At 67.2% G+C, this 16,073-nt stretch carries 14 protein-coding genes; 10 read left to right on the top strand and 4 right to left on the bottom strand.

What is annotated here, in order from left to right:
- The first annotated feature begins 277 nt into the window (after positions 1-277).
- Genes DB31_RS01400 through DB31_RS01380 form a run of 5 tightly spaced genes read left to right on the top strand, consistent with a single transcriptional unit; the run spans position 278 to position 4,351 of the window.
- Positions 278-787, top strand: coding sequence for a MarR family winged helix-turn-helix transcriptional regulator (locus DB31_RS01400; RefSeq protein ID WP_240486469.1), 510 nt, complete (start codon positions 278-280; stop codon positions 785-787).
- Positions 784-1,530: an NADPH-dependent F420 reductase gene (locus tag DB31_RS01395; RefSeq protein WP_044180917.1), complete on the top strand. Its 747-nt coding sequence runs from the start codon at positions 784-786 to the stop codon at positions 1,528-1,530. Before DB31_RS01400 ends, DB31_RS01395 begins: the two co-directional genes overlap by 4 nt.
- The gene (locus DB31_RS01390) at positions 1,527-2,375 is read left to right on the top strand and encodes an NADPH-dependent F420 reductase (protein ID WP_420806658.1); all 849 of its coding nucleotides are present in this window, start codon (positions 1,527-1,529) and stop codon (positions 2,373-2,375) included. The genes DB31_RS01395 and DB31_RS01390 overlap by 4 nt, the downstream gene beginning before the upstream one ends.
- A 43-nt stretch (positions 2,376-2,418) precedes the next feature.
- Entirely contained in the window at positions 2,419-3,330 is a 912-nt protein-coding gene (locus DB31_RS01385) for an NmrA family NAD(P)-binding protein (protein WP_044180911.1), read from the top strand.
- Between the two features lie 58 nt (positions 3,331-3,388).
- Entirely contained in the window at positions 3,389-4,351 is a 963-nt protein-coding gene (locus DB31_RS01380) for a quinone oxidoreductase family protein (RefSeq protein ID WP_044182107.1), read from the top strand.
- Positions 4,352-4,727: 376 nt separating this feature from the next.
- Here DB31_RS01380 and DB31_RS01375 read toward each other — a convergent pair whose 3' ends face one another.
- The gene (locus tag DB31_RS01375) at positions 4,728-5,426 is read right to left on the bottom strand and encodes a hypothetical protein (RefSeq protein WP_157231726.1); all 699 of its coding nucleotides are present in this window, start codon (positions 5,424-5,426) and stop codon (positions 4,728-4,730) included.
- Positions 5,427-5,668: 242 nt separating this feature from the next.
- Positions 5,669-7,552: a C39 family peptidase gene (locus DB31_RS44385; RefSeq protein ID WP_052419631.1), complete on the bottom strand. Its 1,884-nt coding sequence runs from the start codon at positions 7,550-7,552 to the stop codon at positions 5,669-5,671.
- A 188-nt stretch (positions 7,553-7,740) separates the two neighbouring features.
- Here DB31_RS44385 and DB31_RS01365 point away from each other — a divergent pair, with 188 nt between their 5' ends.
- Positions 7,741-8,325, top strand: a complete 585-nt coding sequence (locus tag DB31_RS01365) for a TetR/AcrR family transcriptional regulator (protein WP_044180905.1) — start codon at positions 7,741-7,743, stop codon at positions 8,323-8,325.
- Positions 8,326-8,355: 30 nt separating this feature from the next.
- Here the strand turns inward: DB31_RS01365 and DB31_RS01360 are convergent, their stop codons facing one another.
- Entirely contained in the window at positions 8,356-9,915 is a 1,560-nt protein-coding gene (locus tag DB31_RS01360; RefSeq protein ID WP_044180902.1) for a nitrilase-related carbon-nitrogen hydrolase, read from the bottom strand.
- Entirely contained in the window at positions 9,905-10,498 is a 594-nt protein-coding gene (locus DB31_RS01355) for a PadR family transcriptional regulator (RefSeq protein ID WP_044180899.1), read from the bottom strand. Before DB31_RS01355 ends, DB31_RS01360 begins: the two co-directional genes overlap by 11 nt.
- Before the next feature lie 161 nt (positions 10,499-10,659).
- On the opposite strand from DB31_RS01355, the gene DB31_RS01350 reads away from it, so the two are divergent.
- The 4 genes from DB31_RS01350 (at position 10,660) to add (ending at position 16,050) form a co-directional block, all read left to right on the top strand.
- Positions 10,660-12,237: an amidohydrolase family protein gene (locus DB31_RS01350; RefSeq protein ID WP_044180895.1), complete on the top strand. Its 1,578-nt coding sequence runs from the start codon at positions 10,660-10,662 to the stop codon at positions 12,235-12,237.
- A gap of 148 nt (positions 12,238-12,385) precedes the next feature.
- Positions 12,386-13,261, top strand: coding sequence for a bile acid:sodium symporter family protein (locus tag DB31_RS01345; protein WP_044180894.1), 876 nt, complete (start codon positions 12,386-12,388; stop codon positions 13,259-13,261).
- On the top strand, positions 13,242-14,999 hold the full coding sequence (locus DB31_RS01340) for an N-acyl-D-amino-acid deacylase family protein (protein WP_044180890.1): 1,758 nt from the start codon (positions 13,242-13,244) through the stop codon (positions 14,997-14,999). The genes DB31_RS01345 and DB31_RS01340 overlap by 20 nt, the downstream gene beginning before the upstream one ends.
- 4 nt (positions 15,000-15,003) lie before the next feature.
- Complete coding sequence (gene add, locus DB31_RS01335) at positions 15,004-16,050, top strand: adenosine deaminase (protein ID WP_044180887.1); 1,047 nt, start codon at positions 15,004-15,006, stop codon at positions 16,048-16,050.
- Positions 16,051-16,073: the final 23 nt, after the last annotated feature.

Below are 16,073 nucleotides of genomic sequence, written 5' to 3'. Positions count from 1 at the left end.
TAGAACTCATGACCCCGCCCACAGAATGGGTGGGCGCGACGGGCAACCTGTCAAGTAGGACAGCCCATGTCCTACCTGACAGAGCAACAGAAGAGGCAGACGGCAGGAAGGCTGGGTGCGCAGTACTTGCGCGTCGAGAGAAGAGTTGTCCAAACCGGAACAGAGAACCACCTATTGACTTATTATGTTGTGCACTACACAATAAGAAGCAATGGGAAATAACGTGCCGAAAACTCCTGGTACGAGACTCACGCGAGGAAGCAAGGAGTGGCGACGGGTGGGGGCGCAGCTCTCGTTTGCGCTGTACGGCGCGGCCAGTCGGATGATCCGTCTCCATCGCCCTTTCCTAGAGCCGTTCGGGCTGACCTACCCGCAATTCCTCGTCATGCTGGCGCTCTACGACAGCGAGCCCCGCACCGTCGGAAGCCTCGGGAACGAGCTCGGGATGGACAACGGAACGCTCACGCCCCTGCTCAAGCGGCTGGGCGCCGCAGGGCTGGTCACACGGACGCGGGACGAGCGTGACGAGCGCCGCGTCCAAATCGCGCTGACCGAGGCGGGCGAGGCGCTTCGAGCAGAGCTATGCGCCGTGCCGGAGCGCATCGAGACCGCGTGCAAGCTCACCGACGAGGGCCTGGTGCAGCTCCGCGACACCCTGAACGGACTCGGGATCGCCCGTTCCACAGAGGCCGAAGAGACGCCGAACGCTGACCGCCGCCAAGGAGCATCGGCAGTGCCAGCGGCCCTACTTGGATCAACGAAACCATCAGGAGAAATCAAAAAGTGAAAATTGGAATCATCGGAGCCGGTTCGATCGGCAAAACCCTGGCCCTTAAGCTCGCCGCCGCAGGGCACGACGTCAAGGTCTCCAACTCGCGAGGCCCGGAGACCATCGACGCCGAAGCGCTGGCCACCGGCGCTCGCGCGGTCGCGGCGGCGGAGGCCGTCAAAGACGTGGACGTCGTGATCGTGTCGATCCCTCCCACCCGGCTTCGCACCGTCGCGCCGCTTCTTTCGGGCCTTCAGGACGATGCGGTCGTCATCGACACATCCAACTACTACCCGCAGCGCGACGACAGGATCGAGGCTCTTGAGGCCGGGCAGGTCGAGAGCCTTTGGTTCGCCGAGCAGCTCGGCCGGCCCGTGGCGAAGGCCTGGAACTCGGTGATCGCGGACACCTTCGCGAAGAAGGGCCTTCCTGCGGGCAGCCCAGGACGCATCGCCCTCTCGATCGCAGCCGACCGCGACGTGGACCGCAAGGTCGCTCTGGAGCTGGTGGAGGACACCGGCTTCGACGCCTACGACGCGGGCACGCTCGCAGAGTCATGGCGGCAACAGCCGGGCGCGCCCTGCTACTGCACCGATCTCAGCTTGGAGCAGTTGCCCGCGGCGCTGGCGGCGGCCGAAAGGGACCGCTTGCCCAAGCGGCGCGATCTCGCCATGGCGGCGGTCGCCGAGCGGGCCGGAGACGACTTCCTGAACATCGAAGGCGAGTACTTGGTTCGCCTGAACCGCGCCCTCTACATGTGAGTCGCGGTCCCCGCGAGCGTCTATCGCGCCTTTCCGTTCCTAGGATTCACAATGAAAACTCTCCACAACGAAGCGACATCGAATCGACAGGAGCGGCCATGAAGATCGGCATCCTCGGCGCGGGGCATATCGGAAAGACCTTGGCTCGAAAGCTGGCCGCGGCCGGCCACGACGTGACGGTCGCCAACTCTCGGGGGCCGGAGACGATCGACGCCGAGGCGCTCTCCACCGGCGCTCGCGCGGTCAGCATGGACGAGGCCCTAAGGGGCGTCGACGTGGCGATCCTCTCCATTCCCCTCAACAAGATCCCTGGAATCGCCGCGCTGGTCGCGGACCTTCCGGAGAGCACGGTCGTCATGGACACGTCGAACTACTATCCCATGCGCGACGAGCGGATCGACGCCATCGAGAGCGGCCAAGTTGAGAGCCTATGGGTGTCCGAGCAGCTGGGCCGTCCGGTCGTGAAGGCTTGGAACTCCATTGGCTCCGACTCCTTCGCGAGGATGGGCGGAGCTTCGGGAACGCCCGGGCGCATCGCACTCCCGGTCGCGGCCGACAGCGACGCGGACCGGAAAGTGGGCATGGCGCTCGTCGGGGACACGGGCTTCGACGCGTACGACGCGGGCTCACTCGCGGAGTCTTGGCGACAGCAGCCGGGCGCGCCCTGCTACTGCACCGACCTCAACTTGGAGCAGTTGCCCGCGGCGCTGGCGGCGGCCGAAAGGGACCGCTTGCCCAAGCGGCGCGACCTGTCGACGGCGGCGATCGCAGAGCGGGTCGGCGACGGCACCACGAATCCGAGCGCGGAATACGGCGTTCGCCTGGTTCGTGCGCTGTTCATGTAAGCGGTCGATGTCACGACTCACCTCAATCAGAGATCAGAACGCCATGGAAAAGAATCAACGCAAGGCCAAAGTGCTCGTCTTGGGATCCAGCGGCACGGTCGGAAAGAAGATCGTGGCGGAACTCGCGCAGTCCGAGGACGTGAGCGTCCGTCTCAGCTCGCGTCGGCCCGCCGACGTGGACCGGCTAAGGTCCGAAGGAAAGGACGCCGTCTACCTGGATCTCGACAAGCCCGAAACGTTCGGGGTCGCGCTCGCGGGCGTCGACCGGCTCTTCGTCCTAACCGGCTACACCGTGGCGATGCTCGCCCAGAGCAAGACGCTGATCGACGCGGCGTACAAAGCGGGTGTGAAACACATCGTGCATCTGGGCGTGTTCGCGGAATGGGACTGCACCGATCCCCACTTCGCTTGGCATCAGCTTATCGAGAGCTACGTCAAGGCCAGCGGCATGGCCTGGACCCACCTTCACCCCAACATGTTCATGGAGAACATTCTGCTGTTCTTCGATCCGAAGAACGACTCCATCACCACCTATTGGAAGGGAGAGCGCACGGGCTGGATCGCCGCCGCCGACATCGCCGCGGTCGCCGCGAGCGTGCTTCGCGAAGGGCCGGAGAGGCACCACGGAAAGGACTACTGGCTGAGCGCGGAGGTGGCCACCGGTCCCCAGATCGCGGCGATCCTCAGCGAGGCCACGGGACGAGAGATCTCGTGCAACGTGCTCGGTCCGGACGAGTTCAAGGCGGCCTTCGACTCGATCGAGTTCGAGACCGAGAAGTGGTACGCGGAGAGCGGCGTCGAGTGCATGAGACAGATCGTCGATGGCCGGTTGGGCGGCATCGGGAGCGTGCGAGACGACGTGCCGCACGTCACCGGCCGTCCCGCCCTGACCTGGAAGCAATGGGCGGCCGAACACCGACAGGAACTTGCCGCCAGCGCCGCTCGCTCCGAGTAGCATTTTGTGCGAGAGCGCTGCGTACGCCGCGCTCCGACAATACAGAGAGGAAAAGTCGTTGAAAGCTGCCGTCTACCACAGGAATGGTGATCCCGATGTGCTCTGCTTCGAGGAGATCGCAGACCCCGAGATCGCCCCCACGACTGTCCTCATCCGCGTCGCCTATGTCGGGCTTCAGGGAGGCGACATCTACAACCGGCGCAACACGCCACCGCGAGCTGGAGCCCCTCATGTCGTCGGCTACCAGGCAGCCGGGACGGTAGAAGCCGTCGGGGAGCAGGTCACGAGTGTTCGGCCCGGCGACCGGGTAGCGGGGTTCGCATTCGCCGGCAGTCATGCCGAGCTGTTCGGCGTTGACCAGCAGCACGTCTATCCGTTGCCAGAAGGGCTCGATTTCGCCGTGGCCGCTGCGCTGCCGGTCGAGTTCGGCACGGCCAGTGACGGCTTGTTCGAGTTCGGACGGCTGAAGGCCGGCGAGACCGTTCTGGTGCGCGGTGCGACGGGCGGTGTTGGGATCGCGGCGGTACAACTCGCGCATCGGGCAGGCGCGACGGTGATCGCAGTTGCGGCAACCGCAGAGCGTTTGCTGCGCGTCTCCGAGCTCGGTGCCACCCACGTCATCGACTACCGGAACGAGGATGTGGTCGCTCGCGCACGCGAGCTGACCGATGGCCGCGGCGTCGACCTCGTCCTCGACGTGGCAGGCGGCGCCCCTCTGCTCGGCGCTTGCGCCTTCAAGGGACGCTATGGGCTGGTGGGCGCCGCGAGCGGCGTCACCGCTTCGGTAACCTTCGAGGATTTGCTGACGAACGGTCTGACCGTATTCAGCTTCATGTTCGGCAGGGAAATGGGAACGGATCGGGTGAGGCGGCTCATTGCCGATCTGATGCGCCGTGCCGCCGACGGCGAATTATCGATGCCGGTGGAAAAAGTGTTTGCGCTGTCGGACGCGGCGCAAGCCCATGCCTTCGTGGAACGTGGCCGGCCGCTCGGCCGCGTCCTTCTGAAGGCCCGCGGCTGAAGGGTTCTGCCCGCGCCCCGGCGCGCATGAAAATATGCCGGTGCTGGAGGCGCGCGTTAGAGCGGTGGCGTTGTCCGTCTGCCACGGCGGAGCACGGAACTCGCCCCGTCTTGCTGCGCTCCTCTGGGCTGGTCTCTTTGCGCGGTTGCACGGTCGCTCGTCAGTGCGCAGAGGCACGCCACGTTCCGCGCGCGCCGTCGCGAGCGGTCATCCCGCAAGTCGCGTTTCCGACGGCTGCAGCTCGCAATCGGCCGTCACCCGCATCGCGGTATCGCAGTATCGCACGGGCTCGACCCCTCTCGGCCACATCAAATCCCGCCTCCGCTCTCGCCAGAAGCTCCGAGCGGCGGGTTCGATTCCCGCCGCCTCCACAGGCTTACTGCGCGTCATCTCCCGTGGCTCTCAAGTTTCGGAGCGCAAAGAGCAACCTCACCACGGAGGTCCCGAGGAACCAGAGGCCGGCAACGGCACCCCAGCCGATGGCCGTGCCTCGAAGAAAGCCGATGACCTCGTTCCAGCGCTCCTCGACATAGGTCTCCGGGCTCTTCACCCAGTGTACGAACACGAGGCGCCCATCCCGAGGAGCGGTCTCCGCGGGCACGGCGGCCTGAAAGCAGGGCTCGAGCTCGGGATCGACGGCCACGGCTCCTCCTGGCGGCTCATGCCAGGCATCGAGGCACGCGGCCTGCTCGTCACTCTCGCTAAAGTCGTGGCAGACCGCCCACACGCGCACGGGATCACCGGGGCGCCACCCGGGAGGGCGCACGGGCGCCACGGCATGTGCGTAGGTGACGGCGGGCTTCTTGTCCGCATGGCGGTGGTACTTCTTGTGAACGGTATGGGCCTCCACGCGGCCGTCGCGCAGCCGGAAGCGCGTCACCCCGGGGTGGTTCGCCAGCTCCTCGCTGGAGACCTCCCGCTGCTCGGCGAAGTGGAGACGGCTGAACTCCGGGAGTGGCAGGCATCCGACGAACCCCGCCAGGCAAGCCGCGATCACCGTGGCGATCCCCAGGACCAACCCATCCCCGGGTAAGCCGCCCCAGTGTTCCTCTTCGAGCACGGTCATGATCAACAAGACCGACCCCAAGAGGGTTCCCAGGAGGCCTCCCGCGACCGATGAACGGGTCAGGTAGGCAACGAGGCAGCACAGGGCGATCAGCGCACCTCCTGCGGCCCCCATCGCCACAAAGAACCTGAGACGCCGCAGGAAGACGATCACGGAGCCATGCTAGCAATTCCTTCGCCCCCTGACCGGCCGCGCTGAAAGCCGCGCCGGTGTACAGGGGGGGCATGCCCGCAAGGGGCCCTGAGCTGTGGTCAGCTGCCGCGAGCGAGCTCGTAGGCCTCGGCCTTGGGGGCGATCTTCGCCTGCAGCACCGCGTAGACCTCATCCAGGGTCCGCGCCGTGCCGGCATTCGTATAGAAGATGTTGGGGTTGGCTTCGGCCTGGTCGGGGAACATGTCGGCCGCGCTCTGGCTGCCCTTTTCGTTGCCCTGCGCGCCCAGGAACTTCGTTGCGCCCCCGGCCCCCAGGAAGTGGGCCATGTAGAGCTCGGTCGGTCCCGGCTCGATCTGCAGCGTCCTCCTCAGGTGGTTCTGGTTCTCCAGCGTGAACTCGGCCGCCATCAACGCGCTGGAGGTTGGGTTGTAGCGCTCGTCGAGGATCTGCTGCCGCACGGTGTCGTCTGCCACCACGTACTTCCCCGCGTTCGAGTCCCACTGGATCTGCGCGGCCATGTCTCCCAGACCGTGCTCGGCCCCATGCTTTTTGACCGTCCCCAGCCACGTCTGATCGAGGAACTGGTACACGCCGGTGGCGCTGCTGGTTCCGGCCTTGGCCGAGGGATTGAACGAGCTCTCCTGGTTGCCCATGGCCTTCATGTACCCGTAACCGATGCCCACCGTATCCACCGCGTTGGCGATGGCGGCCTCGACCGAGGTGCCGGGCTGCAGCAGTCCGTTCTCCATGTGAGGGATGGTCAGGGCGAGCTTGGCCCGGTCCGGAGCGGGCATCGGGATGGGCGCCTGCTGCTGGAACTGCGAGCGATCCAGGGGCGGCATCGGGATGGGCGCCTGCTGCGGAAGCTTCGAGCGATCCAGGGGCGGCATCGGGGTGGGTGCCTGCTTCTGGAACGTGAACGTGGTGGGACTGGTCGCGTTTGCCGGCGCACCGCGGTCGAAGGTCGTGGCATTCCCGGTCGTGACGTACGGACGGCCAGACCGGGCATTGGCTTCGTCCGCCACGAGCTGACCGTCATCATTACGGTGCATGGTGATCACCTTGCCGCCAGCGGGGTCGTTCGCCTGGTACTGGCCCTCGGCGTTGCGGCCTGTGACGAGGATCCAGTGGTCGCCCTCCGTGTTGCCCTTGTAATCCACTTGGACGACCACCGGGCGGCCCGCGTCCAGCTCCTGGTCGATCTGGTCCGCCTTGAAGGTCCCCCAGTCCTCGCGCTTCACCTGGACGCCCGCGGCCTCCACATTCCCCATCTGGTTCCACCGGTCGATGGCGCCATTGCCGTTGTAGCCGTCGATCCCGTTCATGAACGTGTTCATCTCGCCCGGGGTGACGGTCTTCCCGGTGATGCCGCTGACTCCCATCGCCACTGCGGTAATAGCGCAGCCATAGCCGCTGAGAGTGTCTCCGCTCCTGCCCATCGTGTCCGCCGCCCAGGGCATTCCTGAGCCTTGGGCATAGACCGGGTAGCCATTGTTGGCCGCGAAGTTCTGGCCGTCCTGTGAGAACGTGGCAGGGGCCGTCTTGGTGAAGGTGGACGGAGGACCGAGGGGCCTGGACTGAAGAACCGGCTTGAGGTCCTCGAGCGTGTCCATCTTGGGCGCCTGGAGCGTGTCCTTCTGCAGCGCCATGGGCGTGGAATCCAGGAACGGTCCGAGGTTATCCAGGGTGAGGTTGGGAGCGTGCAGCAGCTGCTGAGGGTTCTTCGCCTGCGCCTCCTTGGGCGTGTTCTGCAGCTTGGGGCTCGTGGGAGCCGAATCCTGGAAGCTGCTGCGGTAGTGCCGCTCTTGCGTAGGGGTCTGCTTGCCAGACGCCGTGTTCTTGCTCTCCTTGTTCTTGTCCTGGCTATTGGCCGTCTTGCTGCTGGAGGAAGAGGAAGAAGAAGAAGAGGAGGAAGAAGAAGAAGAGGAGGAAGACGACGAGCTTCGGTTGGAGCTCGAGCCGCTGGTGGAGCTGACACTCATGGAGGCGCCCTCGTGTGAGAGGAAGTGAGACGATGGCGGTGAGTGTACAGGAGGGCCCAGGTGCTTTTGCAACCGGGTGACGCCATTCCAGCCTGGGAAATCGGCATGATGGGCATCATATTTCGGCCGTCATACAGATGAGGCCCATCATACGAACAGGCTCCCAGCCGGAGCCGCCGGGAGACGCTATGGGAATTCGCGAGGAACAGAAGGAGCGCACGCGCCAGGCGATTCTGGAATCAGCCGTGCGGCTGCTGCGCGAGCGCGGCATCTCCGGGGCGAGCGTGGCGGAGGTGATGAAGGGCGCTGGCCTGACGGTGGGCGGCTTCTACGCACACTTCGACTCGAAGGAGGCGCTGGTCGGAGTTGCTCTGCGCCAGGCGCTGGGCGAGCGGTGGCGCCAGCTGTTGAGCGTCGTGCAGTCCTCGGGCTCCGAGGCGCTGGAGGTGGTCCTTCGCCGATACCTGTCTCGAAGGCACCGCGACAACCCCGCGGAGGGATGTCCTCTTCCATCCGTGGTGAGCGAGGCCGCCCACGCCTACGCCTCGCCGCAAGCGCGTGACGCGCTCGCGGAAGAGCTGGAGACGTGGGCAGAGGGATTGGGAGCGCTGCTCGCGGGAGACAAGGGGCTGCGGCGGCAGCGGGCGCTGGGCGTCATTGCCTTGCTGAGCGGGGGCCTGAGCCTGGCGCGCGCCCTCAAGGGCACTCCGCTCTCCGACGAGATCCTCGAGGCCTGTCGCGCCCTGGGGCGGGCGGCTCTGCGCGGCGCTTGAGCGGATAGAGCAGGGCGAGGGCCAGACGCTTCAAGCGTTTGGCTGTGCGTGAAGCCTCTCACGCGCACGCCACCGCCGGGCAAGTCCCCCTGCGACGGCCCAGCCCACCCATCCCAGCGTGACCAGCCCGGAGAGAATCCCCACGGAATCGCCGATGCGCGCGTAGAGCGTGGGTACTCGCCCCACCGGCAGCTCCGCGCGCAACACCCGATCCTCCGTCGTGAAGTGGTCCAGCTCGCCATACACGCGCCCGTATCCATCCACCGCCACCGACTGGCCTTGGTTGGCTTGCCGCAACATGCTGAACCCCTGCTCCACCGCGCGGAACACCGCCTGCCGCATGTGCAGTGAGCTGATGCCTTGCCAGTCGCTCGCTGGCAGCAGGAGCAGTTCGAGTCCACGCGACCCAGGGTCGGCGAAGGCCGCTGGGAAGTCCCCATCGAAGCAGATGGCTCCCCCCAGGTTTCCCACGCCCGAGTTGCGCAGCACCGGCACCTCTTGGCTCCCCGGAATGGAGTGGTCTGCTTCCCACCCGGGCACAGGCCGGGCCTTCACGTAGCGCCACGCCATGCTCCCATCCGGCCCCACCAGGATGAGCTCGTTGCGCAACATGCGCTCCACCGAGGGCTCGAAGCTCGCCACCGCCATGCCGAGCCACACGCTCCGCTCGCGCGCCAGGGCCGTCCCCCGAGAGAGCAGGGCTGGCAGTTGCTCGGCCAGCACCACCGCGTTGCCCTCGGACCAGAGGATGAGCTTCGCCCCTCGCTCGGCCTCCCGCTCCGACAGGCGCAACAACTCCTCGTTCACCGTACCCGAGGCTTCGGCGAAGGCACGCCAGTCCTCGTTCCCAAAGGTTCCTCCCTGGATGAGCCGGGACAGCCCCGCCTCGCGTCCCGCAGCCACCTCGCCCGCCACCGTGATGCCCGCGACCCGTACGGGCTCGCCCCCGCGTCCCGCCCCCGCGAGCCGCAGCGCGCCGAAGGCGAGGATGACCCCGAGCACGCCCACGAACACCGCGACTCCCGGCAGAACGCGGCGCCCCTCGGCCCGGTGCTCGGAGGCCCAGTTGACCACGGAGGCGAACCACACCAGGACGAACGTCAGGCCCCACAGTCCCGTCACCGACACGAGCTGCACCAGCACGGGTGCGCCAGCCTGGGTGTAGGCCAGCGAGCCCCAGGTGCCGAACGGGCTTCCCTGACTGCTGAAGAACTCCAGCCCCGTCATCGCCGCAGGCAGGAAGAGCGTCCCCGCGAAGGACGCCCGCGGCCCCACGATGAGCCGGTCCGCCAGGAACACCAGCGCCAGGAAGAATGCGCCACCCAAGGCCATCCCGAAATTGCCCGCAACGGACCCTGGGAACACCTCCAGGTTCGTCAGGCCCGTGGCGAGGGTGCTCACGCAGAGGATGCCGGCGAAGCCGACCCACGGCCGCTGCTGGCGGACGAAGAAGAGCAACAAGGCGCCCATGAACCAGCCGGGCAGCAGCGACCCACGCGAGTTCAAGAGCATTGACATGCCGGCCCCGCCCACCAGGGCGAGCCATGGCAGGAACACCTGCCAGCGCCGCGAGCCTTCTTTACCGCCCATCCCGCTCCCCCTTCTTTTTCGAATCCTTCGTGTGTGCCAGACGCTGGAGCGTCTCTTGGGCCTCGTCGCACCAGCGCAGGTGCGCCTCCAGTCCAAGCAACCCCGCGCGAATGGACAGGTGCCAGTAGGGCAGCTCCGGGTGGTCCTCGCGCGAGCGGTGGATGTCCTCGTCGATGAGCCGCAGCACGGCCAGCAGCCCCTCGGCCTCGGCCCGGCTGCGCTCCACGTGCGCCAGCGAGTCCTCCGGTCCCACCCGTCCCCCGAAGAAGAGCTTGAGCAGCAACTCGTTGCGCTCCACGTGGGGCACCACCGGCCGCCGCAGCCACTCTGCGAGCACCCGCCGCCCTTCCGCCGTCACCCGGTACACCTTGCGCACCCGCCCGCCCGGCGAATGCTCCTCCCGATCGAGCGCGACCAGCCCCTCTCCCTCCATCCGCTCCAGCGTCGGGTACAGGTTGCCGTAGCTCTCCTGCCAGAAGTGCCCCACGGTCCGCTCGATGGCCTGCCGCAGGCCGTAACCGCTCATGGGCTCCCGGCACAGCATCCCCAGGATGGCGAACTGGCAGGTGTTCTCTCTTGCCACGGTGACCTCCGGCTCCCAGTATATATCAGTCTGATATAAGTGCATCACTCTCCGTGCAACCGTAGGTGCAATTGTTCGCACTTGAGGTATGAGCTCGGAACGAGGCCCCTCGATGAAGCCATGGGGGCCTCTTTTCTCTTCTCTTCAAGGTGACAGACGTGATGCACAAGAAACGGTGGGCAGTGGTGACGGCAGCGCTCTTGCTGGCGGGCTGTGGGGATGAACTGACAGCGGAGGAGCGCGAGCGCGAAGTGCGCGACCACATGGAGTCCATCCGCGGTGACTCCACGGCGCTCCAGAACTTCCTCCGCGACATGCCCAAGGGTGGCGATCTGCACAGCCACACCTCGGGAGCTATCACCACCGAGAAGCTCATTCAGTGGGGCGCGGAGGATGGCGCGTGCGTGAACACCACCACCTATGTCGCCAGCAATCCCTGCCAGCCTGGCACCACGCCCTTGTCCCAGACCGCCACGGATCGCGCTTTCTACGACGCCGTGCTCAGCGCCTGGTCCATGGAGGACCACCCTGGGCCGCTGCTCAGCGCGCACCAGCACTTCTTCGACGCCTTCGGCAAGTATGGCGCGGTGCAGATCGACGCGCGCAATGACGACAGCTATGCCGACATCCTCTCCAAGGCGGGCCAGAACAAGCAGATCTACGTAGAGCTGATGCAGGGCTTTGGCTCGGGCACGGGCGGCAACATCGCGGCCGGTCTCTTCGGCCCCTCGGACCCGTGGGACGCCACCACCCTGCTGGCCAAGCGCCAGCAGATCATCACCACCCCGGCCTTCACCACCGCCCTCAACAACCAGGCCGCCAGCATCGCGGCGACGCTCAAGGGCGCCCGCGAGTTGCTCGGCTGCGACACGGCCTCGCCCGACCCGGGCTGCGACGTGGACGTGCGGCTCATCGTCTCCGCCAACCGCACGGGGACCCGGGCCGTGGTGTTCGGCCAGTGGGTCTATGCCTATGAGCTGGCGCAGATCGTCCCGGAGATCGTCGGCATCAACCTCGTGTCCCCCGAGGAGAACGCCAACTCGCTCGCCTATTACGACGACGAGATGTTCGCCCTGGGGGTGCTGGATGACTTCAATGACAACCAGCCGGGCCGCAAGACGGTCCACATCTCCCTGCACGCGGGCGAGCTCATCTCCGAGGTGCTGACGTCCTCCACGCAGGACCACATGACGTTCCACATCCGCAACGCGGTGGAGAAGGCTCACGCGGAGCGCATCGGCCACGGTGTGGACGTGCTGACCGAGATCGCGGGCGACGGCGTGGAGGATCTGCTGCGGGACATGAGCGCCGCCGGGGTGACGGTGGAGATCTGCCTGACGTCCAACCGGGTGCTGCTGGGGGCCTCGGGCACCAAGCACCCGCTCTCCAAGTACCTGGACTACAAGGTGCCGGTGACGCTGGCGACCGATGACCAGGGCATCCTGCGCGGCACCATCACCGACGAGTACGTGGCGGCGGCCACGGACCAGGGCCTGGACTACGCGAAGCTGAAGTACATGGCGCGCGTCAGCCTGGAGAACGCCTTCGTCGAGGGCGACAGCCTGTGGTCCCAGTCCGAGGGCTACGGCCAGCCGGTGAGCGCCTGCGCCAAGCAGGATCTGGGCGCGGTGCCCGCCTCCTCGGCCTGCGAGGCCTTCCTGACTGCGAACAAGCGCGCTGCGCTCCAGTGGAAGCTCGAGAGCCAGTTCGCCGCCTTCGAGAACGGCTTCGTGAAGTAAGTCTCGTCTGGAGGTGGGGCAGTCCACTCACCCAGGTGGACTGCCCGCTGTCATACCCAAGAACGGGCTGGACACGGCTGTCCTCGTTCCCCGGCTGTGCGCTAGGCTGCTCGTGCGACGGGAGGACCGCCGTCGCAGGAGCCCTCGCGTGACCGCGCAGCAACTCGTGCTGAGCCTGGTGCTGGCGGTGATGGTGTTCTCGGTGGCGCTGGAACTGCGCGTCGAGGACTTCCGGCGCGTCACGCAGATGCCCAGCAGCGTGGTGTGCGGGTTGCTCCCCCAGTTCGTACTGCTCCCCGTGGGCACCTGGTGCGCCACCCTGCTGCTCGATCTCCCCCCGCCCATCGAGGCGGCGATGATCCTCGTGGCGGCCTGTCCCGGCGGCAGCCTCAGCAACTTCATCACCCACTATGGTGGCGGCAACACCGCCCTGTCCGTCAGCGTCTCGGCCGTGGCCAGCCTGCTCGCGCTGGTCCTCACCCCGTTCAACTTCGGCTGGATGATGGCCGCCAATCCCGTGACTGCGTCGTGGCTGCGCGGGCTGGAGATCGATCCGTCCGACATCTGGGTCAGCCTGGTGCTCATCCTGGCCACGCCGATGACGCTGGGTCTGCTGCTCCGCCACCGGTTGCCGGACGCCGCCACGAAGCTTCAGAAGCCCCTGGGGAACTTCAGCCTGCTCGCGCTGCTTGCCTTCATCGTGCTGGGGCTGATCCGCCAGCGACACCTGTTGACGGCGGAGATCCTTCCGCAGCTCGGGCTGGTGGTGCTGCACAACGCGGCGGGCCTCGGGTTCGGGTGGCTGTCGGCCATGGCCATGCGGGTGCCCGAGCGGGATCGGCGCGCCGTCATGATCGAAGGGGGCATGCAGAACTCAGGGCTGGCGCTCGGCATCATCGCCGTGCAGTTCAACGCCAACCTGAGCATGGTGATCATCGCCAGCCTCTGGGGCATCTGGCACATCGTGTCGGGCCTGACGCTGGCCATTCTCTGGAGGAGGAAGGATGCTCGATCTGCTGCTTGAGGGAGGCACTGTCATCGACGGCACCGGGGCGGCGCCGCGCACTGCGGACGTTGGCATTCGAGACGGCCGCATCGTCGAGGTCGGCCGCATCACCGAGGCCGCCCACGAGCGGGTGCAGGCCTCGGGCGCCTGGGTCACCCCAGGGTTCATCGATCTCCACACCCACTACGATGGCCAGGCCAGCTGGGATGAGACCTTCTCTCCCAGCATCCTCCATGGTGTGACGACGCTGATGATGGGCAACTGCGGCGTCGGCTTCGCGCCCGTGCGCCCGAACGAGCACCCTCGCCTGATCAGCCTGATGGAAGGCGTGGAGGACATTCCCGGCGCCGCGCTCGCCGAGGGCATCCGCTGGGGCTGGGAGAGCTTCCCCCAGTACATGGACGCGCTCGCGGCAGTGCCTCACAGCCTGGACTTCCTCGTCCAGGTTCCTCACGACCCGCTGCGGATCTATGTAATGGGCGAGCGCGCCGAGGCCCACCAGGCCGCGACGCCCGAGGACATCTCGACGATGCGCCAGTTGCTGCACGCCGCGCTCCAGGCGGGGGCCGCGGGCTTCACCACCGGCCGCACCGACAACCACCGCACGGCGGAGGGCCGGGAGACCCCTGCCTCGGAGGCGAGCGCCCACGAGCTTGCGGGCCTCGCCCAGGCTTTCCAGGGGCTCTCGCACGGCGTGCTTCAAGTGGTGAGCGACTTCGATCTGCTGCGCGACCCGGGCCGGTTCCACGCCGAGTTCGATCTGGTCGAGCAGCTCGCCCGTGCCGCGGGCCGGCCGCTGTCGATGACCTGGCTGCAGCGCGACCCAGGCGGCGAGCAGTACGAGGCCATTCGGGAGCGCGTCGAGGCCGCAGTGGCGCGGGGGTTGCCGCTGTACCTGCAGGCGGCGGCGCGCGGGATCGGCGTGTTGCTGGGGCTGGACGCGAGCTTTCATCCCTTCATCGGCTTCCCGGGCTACAAGGAGATCTCCTCGCTGCCGCTGGCCGAGCGCGCTGCGGCCCTGCGCGAGCCCGCCCGGCGCGCGCGCATCCTCTCCGAGAAGCCCGAGCGGCTGGCGGGTGACGGCACGCCCATCCCCCCCTTGGTGGACCTCCTGTTGCAGCGCATCGAGCTCATCAGTGGGCGGATGTTCCCTCTCGGCGAGAGGCCGAACTACGAGCCCGCGCTGGCCGACTCGTTCCTGGTGCGCGCGAAGCACAGTGGACAGCCGGCCCTCGCCGCGCTGTACGACTACCTCTGCGAGGGGGACGGCTCGAACCTCATCTACTTCCCGATCTTCAACTACAACGGCGGCTCGCTCGAGGTGGTCCGGCGGATGCTCGAGCATCCGCGGGCGCTCGCAGGGCTCTCGGATGCGGGTGCGCACGTGGGCACGGTCTGCGACGCGAGCTTCCCGACCTTCCTGTTGACGTGGTGGGCACGCGACCGCGAGCGGGAGCGACTGCCCCTGGAGCGCACGGTAGAGCTGCTGACCTCGCGCAACGCGCGCTACCTGGGCCTGTCCGACCGGGGTGTGATCGCACCGGGGATGCGCGCCGATCTCAATGTGATCGAGCCGTCACGCCTGTCGCTCCGCAGGCCTGAGCTGCGGCGTGACCTGCCCGCCGGGGGCAAGCGCTTCGTGCAGACCGCCGAGGGCTATGTGGCGACCTTCGTCGCGGGCCGCGCGGTGCAGCGCCACGGCGCCATCACGGACGAGCGGCCGGGCCAGCTGGTGCGGCTGGGCGCTCGGGACTGAGGACATGCCAGGACTCGCACTGCCCAGGGATGAGCTTATCCGCCGCCTGCCCAAGGCCGAACTCCACCTCCATCTCGAAGGGAGCATCCAACCCGAGCTGGCCCTGAGGCTCGCGAACAGGCATGGCCGCTCGCTCCCGGGAAGCGACGAGGGAGTCGAGGGGCTGCGGCGGCACTACCGGTTCACCTCGTTCGACGATTTCCTTCGTCTCTATCTCGCCCTCTCGAGTTGCCTCACGGATGCCGAGGACTTCACCGCCATCACCGTCGACCTGGCACGGGGGCTCGCCGCGCAGAACGTGCGCTATGCCGAGGTCACTGTGACGCCGATGACGCACGTGGCGCGCGGTGTCTCAGGGGATGAGCTGCTGTCAGGCCTGGCCGAAGGCCGAGCGCGAGCACGGGAGGAGCATGCTGTCGAGCTCGCTTGGGTGTTCGACACCCTCCGGAATCAGGCCGACCGGGCCGAGCCCACCCTCGAGCTGGCCCTGCGTGGCCGGGAGCACGGGGTGGTGGGGCTGGGGCTCTCGGGGCCCGAGTCGCTGGAGTGGCCGCTCCAGCCATTCGCGCCGCTCTTCACGCGGGCTCGGGACGAGGGCCTGCACAGCCTGCCCCATGCCGGCGAGCATGCCGGCCCCGAGAGCATCTGGGCGGCCCTGAGGTGGCTGGGCGCCGAGCGGCTGGGCCACGGGGTTCGCTGTCTGGAGGATGCCTCGCTGGTCCAGTACCTCGCCGAGAAGCGGATCCCCCTTGAGGTTTGCCCGAGCAGCAACGTCTCGCTGGGCGTCTGCTCCGAGCTCGGCCAGCACCCTCTGCCGCGACTGTTGGAGGCTGGGCTCTCCATCACCCTGGCGAGCGATGATCCCCCGTTGTTCTCCACCACCCTGACCGACGAGTACCTGCGCTGCGCGGACCGCTTCTCTTGGAGCGCTGAGCAGATCCTCTCCCTCGCCGCCGCGGGCTTCGAGCACAGCCTCCTGCCCCTGGAGGCCCGGCAGGCCTGGCTCTCCGCCCAACGTGAGGCCGCCGCCGGTGGAGCCACGCGCCGTTAGGACTCAGGCGCGTGGAAGCCAAT

It is taken from the genome of Hyalangium minutum (assembly GCF_000737315.1).
Taxonomy (GTDB): domain Bacteria; phylum Myxococcota; class Myxococcia; order Myxococcales; family Myxococcaceae; genus Hyalangium; species Hyalangium minutum.
Note: the sequence above shows the minus strand (reverse complement) of the source record. Positions and strands in the feature narration are given on the sequence as shown.